At 75.0% G+C, this 12,957-nt stretch carries 10 protein-coding genes and 1 pseudogene; 2 read left to right on the forward strand and 9 right to left on the reverse strand.

Features of this window, described 5'->3' with window-relative positions; translation table 11 throughout:
* Positions 1 to 247: 247 nt before the first annotated feature.
* Both IE332_RS01770 and IE332_RS01775 read left to right on the forward strand, forming a co-directional pair.
* Positions 248 to 907 (forward strand): response regulator, encoded by a 660-nt coding sequence (locus IE332_RS01770; RefSeq protein WP_189913240.1) that lies wholly within the window; start codon positions 248 to 250, stop codon positions 905 to 907.
* A 65-nt stretch (positions 908 to 972) separates the two neighbouring features.
* A complete protein-coding gene (locus IE332_RS01775; protein ID WP_229928217.1) occupies positions 973 to 2,073 on the forward strand; it encodes a phosphotransferase in 1,101 nt (366 codons plus the stop codon).
* Positions 2,074 to 2,078: 5 nt separating this feature from the next.
* On the opposite strand, the gene IE332_RS01780 is transcribed toward IE332_RS01775, so the two are convergent.
* From IE332_RS01780 to IE332_RS01820, 9 genes and pseudogenes are all read right to left on the reverse strand, one after another.
* Complete coding sequence (locus tag IE332_RS01780; RefSeq protein ID WP_189913241.1) at positions 2,079 to 3,824, reverse strand: protein kinase domain-containing protein; 1,746 nt, start codon at positions 3,822 to 3,824, stop codon at positions 2,079 to 2,081.
* 112 nt (positions 3,825 to 3,936) lie between these two features.
* Positions 3,937 to 5,376 carry a protein kinase domain-containing protein gene (locus IE332_RS01785; protein ID WP_189913242.1) on the reverse strand — a complete coding sequence of 480 codons (1,440 nt, stop codon included), beginning with the start codon at positions 5,374 to 5,376 and terminating at the stop codon, positions 3,937 to 3,939.
* Positions 5,377 to 5,664: 288 nt separating this feature from the next.
* On the reverse strand, positions 5,665 to 6,279 hold the full coding sequence (locus IE332_RS01790; protein ID WP_229928218.1) for a bacterial proteasome activator family protein: 615 nt from the start codon (positions 6,277 to 6,279) through the stop codon (positions 5,665 to 5,667).
* Between the two features lie 266 nt (positions 6,280 to 6,545).
* A complete protein-coding gene (locus IE332_RS01795; protein WP_189913243.1) occupies positions 6,546 to 7,373 on the reverse strand; it encodes a hypothetical protein in 828 nt (275 codons plus the stop codon).
* A 153-nt stretch (positions 7,374 to 7,526) separates the two neighbouring features.
* Complete coding sequence (locus IE332_RS01800) at positions 7,527 to 8,504, reverse strand: NAD(P)H-quinone oxidoreductase (protein ID WP_189913244.1); 978 nt, start codon at positions 8,502 to 8,504, stop codon at positions 7,527 to 7,529.
* A gap of 63 nt (positions 8,505 to 8,567) precedes the next feature.
* Complete coding sequence (locus tag IE332_RS01805) at positions 8,568 to 9,614, reverse strand: potassium channel family protein (protein ID WP_189913245.1); 1,047 nt, start codon at positions 9,612 to 9,614, stop codon at positions 8,568 to 8,570.
* Between the two features lie 87 nt (positions 9,615 to 9,701).
* Complete coding sequence (locus IE332_RS01810) at positions 9,702 to 10,910, reverse strand: molybdopterin molybdotransferase MoeA (protein WP_229928219.1); 1,209 nt, start codon at positions 10,908 to 10,910, stop codon at positions 9,702 to 9,704.
* A pseudogene (locus IE332_RS40535) lies at positions 10,907 to 11,849 on the reverse strand (NTP transferase domain-containing protein). The gene IE332_RS01810 and the pseudogene IE332_RS40535 overlap by 4 nt, the downstream one beginning before the upstream one ends.
* An 83-nt stretch (positions 11,850 to 11,932) precedes the next feature.
* Positions 11,933 to 12,892, reverse strand: coding sequence for an MBL fold metallo-hydrolase (locus IE332_RS01820; protein ID WP_189913247.1), 960 nt, complete (start codon positions 12,890 to 12,892; stop codon positions 11,933 to 11,935).
* Between the last annotated feature and the right edge of the window lie 65 nt (positions 12,893 to 12,957).

Here is a 12,957-nt window from a genome sequence, read left to right on the forward strand (position 1 = left end):
CTACTTGTTCAGGGCCTACAACCCCGAGGGTGCCGCGTTCGGCTCGCCGTCGGAAGGGTGGGGGTGACGGTCGGCGTGACGCAGCTCTCAATTCGAGCGCCTTCAGGACACCAGCGCACGTTATCCGGGCGGACGCCCGCGCGTAAGGGGGTTCTCGGTATCGGTTTCGGATGTCTCTGGCCGGATCACGTCTTTACGGCGTTGAGAGCGATAGGTCTTTCCTACGGTGATATGGGAGGCTTTGGACGTGACTGACAACGGACAAATCAGGGTATTCCTGCTCGATGATCACGAGGTCGTCCGACGGGGTGTGCACGACCTGCTCTCGGTCGAGGACGACATCGAGGTGGTCGGCGAGGCCGGCACCGCGGCCGAGGCGCTCACCCGGATCCCCGCGGTCCACCCCGACGTCGCGGTGCTGGACGTCCGCCTGCCGGACGGCAACGGGGTCGAGGTCTGCCGCGAGATCCGGTCCCGCCTGCCGGAGATCAAGTGCCTGATGCTGACCTCGTTCTCCGACGACGAGGCGCTGTTCGACTCGATCATGGCCGGCGCCTCCGGCTACGTCCTGAAGGCGATCCGCGGCACCGACCTGATCACCGCCGTCCGGGACGTCGCGGCGGGCCGCTCGCTGCTCGACCCGGTCGCCACCAGCCGGGTGCTCGCCCGGCTGCGCGACGGCGGCGAGAAGGAGGACGAACGGCTGGCCCAGCTCACCAAGCAGGAGCGACGGATCCTCGATCTGATCGGCGAAGGTATGACCAATCGTCAGATCGGCAACGAGTTGCACCTGGCCGAGAAGACGGTGAAGAACTACGTCTCCAGTCTGCTCGCCAAGATGGGCATGGAGCGACGGACCCAAGCGGCCGCCTTCGTGGCGCGGCACCAGGCCGACCACCAGTACTGAGCCGACGACTGCACAGTCCTGACGGTTTGTCAAGGGCCCCCGCCAGGGGGCCATAACCTCTGGCTGTGACTTTCAGCCAGACCCTCGCCTGCGCCCCGGCCCGCCCCGATCTCTCCGCACCACCGATGGGAACCCTCAGTCCGCCCGTCCCGCACACCGCGCTCGCCGAGGTCCTGGCCCGTTACCGGGTGGGGCGCCTGCTGACCGCAGAACCCGTCGCCGAAGGCCTGTTGAACCGGGGCTACCGGGTCACCACCGAGGCCGGCGCGTACTTCCTGAAGTGCTACGTCGACTCCGCCACCGCCAGCCGCCCGAAGATCCTCGCCCACCACCGCGCGATGGCCGCGCTGAACACCCTCGGACTGCCCGTCGCACCCCCGCTGGCCTGCGCCGAACGGTCCGGCACGGTGGCCGGCTGGGGCGGCCGGCTGTTCGCGCTGTTCCCGTGGACCGATGGCCGACACCGGCACGGCACCGAGCTCGACCTCCCGGGGTGCGAGGAGCTCGGCGCGCTGCTCGGCCGCCTGCACGGCGCCCTCGACGACGTCTGCGCCCCCGTCGACCCGCCCGCCGGCTACCGCAGCGCCGACCCCGCCGACAGCGCCGGGATCGCCCGCGACCTGCGGCTGCACGCCCGCGAGCACCGCCCGTACGGGGAGCTGGACGCGCTGGTCGAGCAACGGCTCACGGAACGGCTGGAACTGCTCGCCGAACACGCCCACCGCCGCCCCGCCCCGCAGGCGGCCCCGCCCACCGGCTGGACCCACGGCGACTTCCACGGCCTCAACCTGCTGTACGACGAGGGCCCGGGGGGCGGCCGGGTGACGGGCGTCCTGGACTGGGACAAGCTCGGCCCGCAGCCGCGCGCCGAGGAGGCCGTCCGGGCCGCGACACTGCTCTTCAACGACCGGGCGTCCGGCGTCCTCGACCTGGTCCGGGTCCGCCGCTACTCACAGGCCTACCGGGCCTCCGGCGCCGCCACCGCCGAGCACCTGGCCGCCGCCGCCCACCGGGTCTGGTGGGAACGGCTGAACGACTTCTGGATGCTGCAGTGGCGCTACCAGCGGGCCGACCACCGGGCCGACCCGCTCTACCCCGCCTCGGCCGGCCAACTGGCGTGGTGGTGCCAGGAGTACGAGCAGGTCCTGGACGCCTTCGCCAACTGACCGGATCAGCCGCCGGGGGGCGGCGGTGTGATCGGCCCCTTCGTGGAGGACGGCGGCACCGGGTTGGTGGGCGTGCCGCCCCCGCCGCCCGGGGTCGGCGTCGTCCCGCCCGTCGACCCGCCCGTCGCGGTCGCCGACGAGGAGGGCGTCGTCGTGTGGCTGGGCGAGGTCGTCGCGGTCGGGGACGGGGTGTTGTGCTTGCCCGTGGTCGCCGACGGCGTCGTGTTGTTGCCGCTGTTCCCGGAGTTGTTCCCGCTGTTGTTGTTGCCGGTGTCGGTCGGCTGCTGCGGCTTCCTGCTGCCGGAGACCGAGGCGGGCGGGCTCGTCGTACCGCTCTGGGTCGGCGTGGTCGGCTCGGCCGTGCTCACCACCGGCGCCGGCGTGGAGGGCACGCCGTGGTCCTTGTTCCCGCCGTCGTCGGTGCCGCTGAGCGCGAAGGCGATGCCGGCCCCGGCCGCGACCAGCACCGCGACGCCGCCGGCCACCCAGGCCCACGGCCCGCGCCGCCGGCCGTGCCCGTCGTCGCCGCCACCACCGTCGTCGCCGCCGTACGAACCGCCACCGCCCGAGTAGGGGGTGAAGGGGGTCTGCTGGTCGCCCGACCCGTAGGGCAGCGCGGAGGTCTGGTCGCCCGGGCGGACCACGCCGAAGGCCGCGGTGGCCGCCGTCTGGTCCGGCCGGAGCACCTGGGTCGCGCCGGTGTCGCCGGGGATCCCGGGCACACCGGCCCAGCCGGCCCCGGCCGCGCCGTGCATCTCGCGCAGCGCGTGCTGCACGTGGGCGCGGAACTCGTCGGCGTCCTGGAAGCGGTCGTCCGGGTTCTTGGCCAGCGAGCGCAGCACCAGCCCGTCGAGGCCGACCGGCACCCGGCCGTTGGCCTGCGAGGGCGGCACCGGCATGTCCTGGACGTGCTGGTAGACCACCGAGAGCGGGGTGTCGCCGGTGAAGGGCGGGCGCAGGGTGAGCAGTTCGTACAGCATGCAGCCGGCCGCGTACAGGTCGGAGCGGTGGTCGACCGGCTTGCCGAGCGCCTGCTCGGGCGAGAGGTACTGCGGGGTGCCCATGACCATGCCGGTCTGGGTCATCGTGGTGGCCCCGCCGGTCAGCGCCCGGGCGATGCCGAAGTCCATCACCTTGACCGCGCCGCTGTTGGTGATGATCACGTTGGCGGGCTTGATGTCGCGGTGGACGATGCCGTGCCGGTGGCTGTAGGCGAGCGCCTCCAGCACCCCGGCGATGATGATCAGCGCCTGGTCGACCGGCGGCGCGGCCTCGTCCGCCAGCAGCTCGCGGACGGTCCGGCCCTCGACCAGCTCCATCACGATGTACGGCGTGGACTCGTCCCCGACGTACTCCTCGCCGGTGTCGTAGACCGAGACGATCGAGTGGTGGTTCAGCGCCGCGACGGCGTGCGCCTCGCGGGTGAACCGCAGCCGGGCGATTTCGTCCTGGGCGAGCTCGCCGCGCAGCAGCTTGACGGCGACGGTACGGCCCAGCCGCACGTCCTCGGCGGCGACCACCTCGGCCATGCCGCCGCGGCCCAGCCGGTGGGTCAGCCGGTAGCGGCCGTCACCGACGGTGCCCAGCGGTGCGGCGGTGCCGCGGCCGGGGGTGTGCGGGCCGCCACCGAAGGCGGGCGGCAGCGCCGAGGTCGCGGCCTCGCTGCCGGGCTCGGGGAGCCTCGGCGTCCCGCCGGTCCGTCCGGCCGCTCGGGCACCCGCGTCGTCGTCCGGCTGCTGCGTCTGTGCCATCGCTCCTCGCCCCGGGCGTTCGCTCGGATCGCGGTGCCCTGTCGCTTTCGTATCCCCGAACGCTACCGCCTCCGGGGCGGACCCGTGCCACCCCCGAACCGGTCGGAAACCGTCAGAGCAGGCCATTCCGGTCGGACGGGACGTCGACCACCAGCACGTTCGCCGGGCGGTCGGCGTGGCTGAACTTGCCGCCGGTCTTCTTGTCGGCGTTGTTGACCACGATCGCGATGATGATGCCGGCGAGCACCAGCACGCCGATGATGATCCCGACCACGACCACGGCCGTCGAGCAGCCGCCGCTCGCCTTCGGCTGCTGGTACGGCGGCATCGGCTGCTGCGGCATCGGCTGCGGCGGCGGGGTGTGCGCCTGCTGGGGGAAGGGGTGCGGCGTGTGCGGGGCCTGCGGACGCGGGGTCTGGTAGGCCGGCGGCGGGGTCTGGTACTGCGGCTGCCCGCCCTGCTGCAGGTACTGGGGGTGCGGCGTGTGCGGGGCCTGCGGACGCGGGGTCTGGTAGGCCGGCGGCGGGGTCTGGTACTGCGGCTGCCCGCCCTGCTGCAGGTACTGGGGCGGCGGGGTCTGCGGGTTCTGCTGGGCGGCGTGCACCGAGCGCGGGCCCTCGTTGATCACCAGCGGGGTGCTGGCCTGCAGCTGGTGCCCGCTGCCGCCGCCCTTCGCCGCCTGGATCAGCCGCTCCGCCTCGTCCCGCATCGCCGCGGCGCTCTGGAACCGGTGCGCCGGGTCCTTGCGCAGCGCCTGGGCGACGAAGGCGTCCAGCTCGGGGGTGACCGAGCGGTTGAGGGCGGAGGGCGCCGGCGGCTCCTCCTGGACGTGCTTGTAGGCGATCGAGAAGGCCGAGTCGCCGTCGAAGACCAGCTGGCCGGTGAGCATCTCGAAGAGCATCACGCCGACCGAGTACAGGTCGGAGCGGGCGTCCACCGGCTTGCCGAGCGCCTGCTCGGGCGAGAGGTACTGCGGAGTGCCGACCACCATGCCGGTCTGCGTCATCGACGTGACGCCGGATTCCAGCGCCCGGGCGATGCCGAAGTCCATGACCTTGACGTTGCCCTTGCGGTCGAACATGACGTTGCCGGGCTTGATGTCGCGGTGCACCAGGCCCATGTCGTGCGAGGCCTCCAGCGCGTTCAGCACGCCGACGGTGACCTTCAGGGCCTCCTCGGCGGGCATCGCGCCGTGCTGGGCGACCGACTCGTTGATCGCCTCGCGCAGGCCCTTGCCGTCGATCAGCTGCATGACGATGTACGGCGTGCTGGAGCCGTCCGGGGCGATGTCCTCGCCGCTGTCGTACACCGTGACGATGTTCGGGTGCTCCAGCCGGGCCACCGCCTGGGCCTCGCGGCGGAACCGCTCCTTGAACGAGTCGTCCCGGCCCAGCTCGCTGTGCATGCTCTTCAGCGCGACCTGCCGGTCCAGCACGCTGTCGTAGGCCAGGTGCACGGACGCCATGCCGCCCTCGCCCAGCAGCCGCTGCAGCACATAGCGGCCGTTGCCCAGGGAGAAGCCCTCGACCGCCGCGTTGCCGTGCTCGCTCATGGTCCTCTGCTCCCCCTCGGCGCGGCCGTGCTGCCGCCACCGTGACGTTCGGTCTCGTCCGTGCGTGTGGGCCCGGCCCGCCGGCCTGGCGGACCCCTGTCGCGGCGGATCCACCGGCCTGCGACAGGGGTCAGGGTATCGGCTCGCGCCGACGGTGATCGGTCCAGGGCCGGTCCTGGGTCCGGGCCGTCGGCACCGGATCCCGGCGGTACGGCCCGGGGCGGATGGTCGTGGTACGTCCGGTCCGGCGGGCCGCCCGGCCCGCCGGCGGGTACCGGCGAGTAGCGGCTACAGGTACGGGCCGGAGCGGATGCCGCGGCCCTGGCCCGGCTCGTCCTCGTCCGGGTCGCCGCCGTGCAGGCCCGGCGGCAGCGCCCGCCGCATCTGCTCCAGCTGGGCCCGCGCCGCCATCTGCTGGGCGAACAGCGCGGTCTGGATGCCGTGGAACAGGCCCTCCAGCCAGCCGACCAGCTGGGCCTGGGCGATCCGCAGCTCGGCCTCGGTCGGGATGGTGTCCTCGGTGAACGGCAGCGACAGCCGCTCCAGCTCGGCGACCAGCTCCGGGGCCAGGCCGAGTTCGAGCTCCTTGATCGAGCTCGCGTGGATGTCCTTCAGCCGGACCCGGCTCGCCTCGTCGAGGGGCGCCGCCCGGACCTCCTCCAACAGCTGCTTGATCATGCTGCCGATGCGCATGACCTTGGCGGGCTGCTCGACCATCTCGGTCACCGGGAGCTCACGCGGCATGTCGCCGTCGTCGTCCGAGTCCCCCATCGGGCCGGCGAAACCCTGGCCCACCGGCAGCCCGTCCGGTCCGACGATCAGCACCTTCTGGCCGTCCTGCGGCTGCCCGCCGGCGGCCTGGTAGGGCTCCCGCGACGAGCGCTCGTTCATCGGATTCGTCATGAACAACATTCTCTCTCACTGGGGTTGGTCGGGCGGAAGCCCCCGTTCGTCCCGCCGGCCTGCGCCACCCGTCACGAAGGTACGCCCCCGAGCGCCGCGCGGGAATCCGTACGGGTACTCAGATCCCGTGCCGGGCGCGCCGACCGCCCCACGGAACCCGCACCGAACCTCCACCCCCACCACCCGCCGCCGACGGCGCCGGCGACCCGGTCGGTCACCCTGGGGAACCGGTCACACACTCCCCGTCGCCCAGCCGCACCGTCGACTCAGCGCCTCCGCAGCCGCAGGCCGACCAGCCCCAGGCCGCAGCCGATCAGACCCAGGCCGGCGCCCAGCGGGAGCTGGGTCGTGGAGGCGTCCTGCCAGCGGGCCGGCAGGACGATCGGGACGGTGACGGCCGTGACGGGCCCGGCGGCCGCCGTGACCGCGTCCGGTGCGACGGCGTCGCCGCCGGCGGCCTGGTCCTGGGCGTCCGGGTCGCTCTCGACAGCCCGGTCCGGGGCCTGCTCGGACGCCTGGTCGACGGCCTGCTCCGGCGCCTGCTCCGGCGCCTGGTCCGGGGCCCGCTCCGGCGCCTGCTCCACGGCGGCGTCGGAACGCTCCGGCAGCAACGCCGGGCGGTGCCGGTGGGCCCGGGGGAAGTCGCCGTCCTGGTGCGACCGCGGGCCGGGGCGCAGCGGCGGCGCGGCCGCCGGGGTGGGCGCGGCCGGGTGCGCCGGGGCCTCCTCCGCACCGGCCGGGCTCGCGGCGCCCCCCGTACTCGCCGCGCCCGCCGCGCCCGCCGCGCCCGCTGCGCCCGCCGCGCCCGTCGCGCCCAGCCCGACGCCGGGCGTCGGCGCGGAGGGCGGAGCAGCCGAGGGGAAGGGAGCGGGTGTGGGGAAGGGAGCGGGCGAGACCCCCGCCGAGGGCGAGGGCATCGCCGCCGCCGCCGCCGACGCGGCGGCCAGCGGGAGCGCGAGCCCCAGCACGGCCGCCGCGAACAGCCGCTGGGCGCGGCCCGGGTGCGGGTGGCGGGCGGACGGGTGGCGACGGGTACGACGGCGGTGCGGCTCCCGGGGCAGCGGCCCGAGGCGTGCGTGCGGCGATGCGGCCACGGTCGGAGTCCTTCCGACGGCCGCCCGCGCCCGGGGGCGGGGTCGGCGGCGGGACAGCTCCGGACCAGCGTCGCACGGCCCGACAATCCAGGCATTTCGGACACGTACCCGGTCGGTCGCCGCACCGCGCCGCCCCTCGGGCCGGCCCGGCGATCAGGCCCGCAGGACGACCTTGCCGACCTGCTCGCCGGCCTCCAGCACCCGGTGCCCCTCCCCCGCGTCGGTCAGCGGCAGCACCCGGTCCACCACCGGCTTCACCACCCCGGACTCGACCAGCGGCCACACGTGCTCCCGCACCGCCGCCACGATCGCCGCCTTCTCCGCCAGCGGCCGCCCGCGCAGGTTGGTGGCGATCACCGCCGCCCGCTTGCGCAGCAGCGCGTTGAGGTCCAGCTCGCCCTTCACCCCGCCCTGCAGCCCGATGATCACCAGCCGCCCGTTGACCGCCAGCGCGTCCACGTTCCGCTGCAGGTACTTGGCGCCCATGATGTCCAGGATCACGTCCGCCCCGGCCCCGCCGGTGGCCTCGCGGAGCGCCTCGACGAAGTCCTGCCGGCGGTAGTCGATCACGATGTCCGCCCCCAGCTCGGTGCACCGCGCCAGCTTCTCGGCACTGCCCGCGGTGACCGCGACCCGCGCGCCGACCGCCTTGGCCAGCTGGATCGCCATCGTCCCGATGCCGCTCGCGCCGCCGTGCAGCAGCACGGTCTCGCCGGGCCGCAGGTGCGCGGTGAGGAAGACGTTGGACCACACCGTGCAGGCGACCTCCGGCAGCGCCGCGGCCTGCTCCGGGCTCAGCCCCGCGGGCACCGGCAGCAGCTGCCCGCTCGGCACCGCGACCCGCTGGGCGTAGCCGCCGCCCGACAGCAGCGCGCACACCTCGTCGCCGACCGCCCAGCCGGACACCCCGGCCCCGAGCGCGACGATCCGCCCGGCGCACTCCAGCCCGGGGTAGGGCGAGGCGCCGGGCGGCGGGTTGTAGAAGCCCTGCCGCTGGAGCAGGTCGGCGCGGTTGACGGCGGTGGCCGTCACCTCGACCAGGACCTCGCCGTCGGCGGGCACCGGGTCGGGCACCTCGGCCCACACCAGTGCCTCGGGACCACCGGGTACGGGAATCGTCATCGCATGCATGCCCCGAACCTACTGCGCGTCAGGGCGGTTCGCGGGCAGCGCCCGCACGGTCCGGCCGTCCGGTCAGCCGGCCGCCTTGATGACGATCACCCGGTCGGTGAGCTGCAGCACGGCGGCCTCCGGCTCGGTGTAGTTGAGCACCCGCCGGCCGCGGACCACCGCGACCACCAGGTCCGCGCACTCGCGCGGGCTGTGCCCGGCCTCGGCGCGGGTGACCGGACGCTCCACCACGTCCAGCCCGTTGCCGTACGTCAGCAGGTCCTCCATCACCGCGCCGGCGTGCGGGCTGAGCATCGACATCCCGAGCAGCCGCCCGGCCGAGCTGGAGCTGGTGACCACCACGTCGGCACCGCTCTGCCGCAGCAGCGGGGCGTTCTCGTCCTCCCGTACGGCGGCGACCACGGTGGCGCCCTTGTTCAGCTGGCGCGCCGTCAAGGTGATCAGCACGGCGGTGTCGTCCCGCTCGGGCGCGACCACCACCCGGGCCGCCGCGGGCAGGGCGGCCCGCACCAGCGTGTCGGTGCGGGTGGCGTCGCCGACCACCCCGACCAGGCCCTGCTGCGCGGCTTGGTCGATCACCTTGCGCTGCGGGTCGACGACGACGATCTCCTCCTTCTTCACCCCCTGCCCGAGCAGGGTGTCGACGGCACTGCGGCCCTTCGTCCCGTACCCGATGACGACGGTGTGCTCGTGCACGGTGGACCTCCAGCGGTTCAACCGCCATTGCAGGCGGGTCCGTTCGGTGAGCACCTCCAGCGTGGTGCCGACCAGGATGATCAGGAACACCACGCGCAGCGGGGTGATCACGAAGATGTTGGTGATCCGGGCGCCGTCGCTGAACGGCGTGATGTCGCCGTACCCGGTGGTGGAGAGCGTCACGGTGGCGTAGTACGCCGCGTCGAGGAAGCTGACCCCGCCCCCGGCGTTGTCGTTGTAGCCGTCCCGGTCGAGGTAGACGATCAGCGTGGTGGCGACCAGGACGGCGAGCGCCACCAGCAGCCGCGAGCCGACCTGCCGCACGGCGGGCGCGGCCCGGCGGGCGGGCAGCACGATCCCGCCGTCCGACCACGGATCCGCCCCGGTCGCCCCGGCCCGTCGCATCCGACTCATGCGTCCACCCCGCCGCACACGCTCCGCTCGCTCACATGCCCACCCCGCCGGAAACGCACCCCTCGACGGCTCCCCCACCCCGCTCGCTCACGGCACCTCCAGCAGCTCGACCGTCTCCCCCGCCGCCGCCCCGCCGGGCGGGACCACGGCCAGGGCGTCGGCCCGGGCGAGGCCGCGCAGCATCGCGGGCCCGTCGAAGGCGAGCGGCACGACGCCCCCCGCGGTGCGCCGGACGGGCTGCAGCCGGGTGTCCGCCGGGTGCCCGGGCAGCGCGGCCGCGGCGGGTGCGAGGACGGGGGCGCCGACGGTCCGCCCGCTGCGGGCGTGCAGCAGCGGCAGGGCGAGCGTGACCGTCCCGGCGACGGCGGCCAGCGGGTTCCCCGGCAGGCCGACGAGGTGGCGCCCGCCGGGGAGTTCGGCCAGCAGCATGGGGTGTCCGGGCCGGACGGCCACGCCGTCCACCAGCAGCCGGGCGCCGGCCTCGGCGAGCGCCCGGTGCAGGTGGTCGACCGGCCCGGCGGCCGTCCCGCCGGTGGTGACCACGATGTCGGCGGTGGAGTGCCGCAGCGCGTCCCGGAGCAGCCCGAAGTCGTCGCGCACGTACCGCACTTCGCCGACCTCGGCGCCGGCGGCCCGCAGCCAGTGCGGCAGCAGCGGCCCGAGCGCGTCCCGGACCAGGCCCGGGCCGGGGATCCCGGAGTCCAGCAACTCGTCGCCCAGGACGAGCAGTTGGACCACCGGGCGGCGGCGGACGAGCAGCCGGTCGTGGCCGCAGGCGGCGGCCAGGCCGAGCACGGCCGGTCCGACCGGGGTGCCGGCCGGCAGCAACTCCTCGCCCCGGCGGCACTCCTGGCCGCGCGGCCGGACGTCCTGGCCGGTGGTCAACCGGTCGGGCCCGTGTTCGTGGAGCAGCGCGCCGTCCGTCCGGCCGTGCTCGCGGCGCAGGACGGCGGTGGCGCCGGAGGGCAGCCGGGCGCCGGTGGCGATCTCCACGGCGCCGCCGTCGGCCAGCGGCGCCGGTTCGTCCGGTCCGGCCAGCACCCGGCCGGCGACCCGCCACGGGCCGGGACCGGCGACCGCCCAGCCGTCCATCGCGGAGGTGTCGAAGGCGGGCAGGTCGGTCAGCGCGGCGAGCGGCTCGGCGAGGGTGTGCCCGAGCGCTTCGGCCAGTGGCAGCCCGGTCCCGGGCAGCGGGCGCAGTCCGGCCCGGCGCGCGGTCTCGCGGGCCCGGGGCCAGGTCTCCACGGCGGGGCCGGTGGACGGGGCGGCCACGGTGGTCTGCCCGACCGCGCTCACTGCTCGCCCGGCCGGTCGGCGGCGACCCACCGCTCGGCGAGGGCCTCGGTCCGCCGGGAGGCCTCGGCGACCGCCTCCGGCCCGCCGCCCTGCTGGGCCGCGGCGTAGCCGATCAGGAAGGCGGTCAGCGGAGCGGCCGGCCGGGCCACTCCGTGCGCGACCACCCGGGCCAGGTCGAGCAGACCTCGGACGTCGACGTCCAGGTCGATGCCCAGCTCGGCCTTGGCCTCGGCGATCCAGTCATCCAGCGTGCGCTCCATGCGCCCATGCTGCCTGATCGGCGGTTTCCCGGGGGTGTTCACCCCGTGTGCGGGGCGCGTCGTTTCCCTCACGGGCCGGTGGCGGCTGCGGTGAGGGTCAACCCCGGTCGCGCTCCCGGGCCTGTTCCAGGTCCTCCCAGGTGTCGCAGTCGTACGCGACGTTGTCGGTGTCGGCGACCCGCAGCCGCGCCAGTGCGCCGACCAGGCGGCGCAGCGGCTGCCCGGCCGGGTCGCCGAGGGCGGTGAGCGCGGCGCGCAGCGGGGCGGTGCGGTAGGCGGCGGCGAGCGGCTGGTCGCGCCCGCCGGCGTCGACCAGGACGGCGGCGTCCACGGCCGGCCCGGCCTCCTCCAGGGCGGCGGCGAGCCGCCGTACCGTCCGCCGGTCCAGGAACGGCAGGTCGGCGGCGAGCAGCAGCACGGTGTCCGCGGTGACGAGGTCGAGCCCGGCCGCGACGGCGGCGACCGGTCCGCCGCCGGGCGGCTGCTCCCTGGTCCAGCGCACCCCGGTGCGGGTGGTCGGCCGGGCCGGGCCGACCACGACGGTGGTGCGGGCGTCCGCGCAGGCGGCGAGCACCCGGTCGAGCAGGGTCGTCTCGCCGACGGTCAGTCCGGGCTTGTCGGCCCCGCCGAGGCGCCGTGCGGCCCCGCCCGCCGGGACGATCACGTCGTACGGCGTCATGCGGCCAGTATCGTCCCTGGCACGGCGGAGCCCGCCGGGTAGCCACACCGCAGAACCTCTCCGCAGGGCCGAGCCCGCGGGAACTACTCGTCCTGGTCGTCCTCGACGATCTCCGCGTCGATGATCTCCGCCTCGACGGTGTCCTCCCCCTCCGCCGCCGCCCGGGCGGTGTTGGCCGCCGCGCCGAGTTCGAGGATGGCCGGCAGGGTCAGCTCGCCGTACCGCTCGTTCATGGCGGTGACCAGCGCTTCCGGGTCGTCACGGTGCCGGGCCAGCGCCCGGTCGAAGTCCCGCAGGTACTCGCCGGTGAAGGCGAGCACCCGGGCGGCGTCGTCGCCCTGCCCGGGGGCCCGGTGCCCGGCGATCACCCGGTCCGCGCCGAGGTCGGCGATCCGGCCGAGGTTGTGCCCCCAGGTGGTGCGCTGGGCGGGGGTGGTGTCGGCCGTCCAGACGTGGCAGCCGTTGTAGGCGAAGTCCCCGGCGATCACGGTCCGGCTGCTCGGCACGTGGACGACGGTGGAGTTCCCGCAGTCGGCCTGGCCGAGCAGCAGGACGGGGATCACCTGGCGGTCCAGCATGAGCGGCTGGGGCAGCAGCGGGGCGGGGATCAGCGGGTGGTCCGGGATGTCGTCGCCGTACACCGGCTTCCACTGCGCGACCTTGGCGGCGGCGGTGCGCCGGATGCCCTCGACCACGGCGGGCGCGGCGAGCAGCTGGGCGTCGGGGAAGAGCTTCAGCACCTCCTCGGCGCCGAAGTAGTGGTCGGGGTGCTGGTGGGTGACCACGATGGCGAGCAGCCGGCGGCCCTTGCCCGCGACCCATTCGGCGAGTTCGCGCCCGGCGCTGCGGGTGAGCTGGGCGTCCACCAGGATGGCGGTCCGCTCGCCGAGGATCAGCGCGGAGGTGGCGAAGAAGGCCGACTCGGGGCCGGTGAAGACGGCGACCTCCAGCGGCCGGGCGGGGCGTTCGCCCTCCGGGACGGCGGCCGGTGAGCCGTCCACTCGCTCCGCGCCGGCGCTCTCCTCGGGCGGGGACGACGTCACGGGCTTGCTCCCTCTGGTAGGCGGTCGGTCTTCCTGCGCCCTACAGCATGGGAGCACCGGCGCCC

Source organism: Kitasatospora xanthocidica (assembly GCF_014656195.1).
GTDB classification, from domain to species: Bacteria; Actinomycetota; Actinomycetes; order Streptomycetales; family Streptomycetaceae; genus Kitasatospora; species Kitasatospora xanthocidica.

Coding starts and splice junctions, on each gene's coding strand:
- IE332_RS01780 (WP_189913241.1), bottom strand. CDS start 3,824: ATGGCACAGACGCAGCAGCCGGACGACGACGCGGGTGCCCGAGCGGCC.
- IE332_RS01785 (WP_189913242.1), bottom strand. CDS start 5,376: ATGAGCGAGCACGGCAACGCGGCGGTCGAGGGCTTCTCCCTGGGCAAC.
- IE332_RS01790 (WP_229928218.1), bottom strand. CDS start 6,279: ATGACGAATCCGATGAACGAGCGCTCGTCGCGGGAGCCCTACCAGGCC.
- IE332_RS01800 (WP_189913244.1), bottom strand. CDS start 8,504: ATGCATGCGATGACGATTCCCGTACCCGGTGGTCCCGAGGCACTGGTG.
- IE332_RS01805 (WP_189913245.1), bottom strand. CDS start 9,614: ATGAGTCGGATGCGACGGGCCGGGGCGACCGGGGCGGATCCGTGGTCG.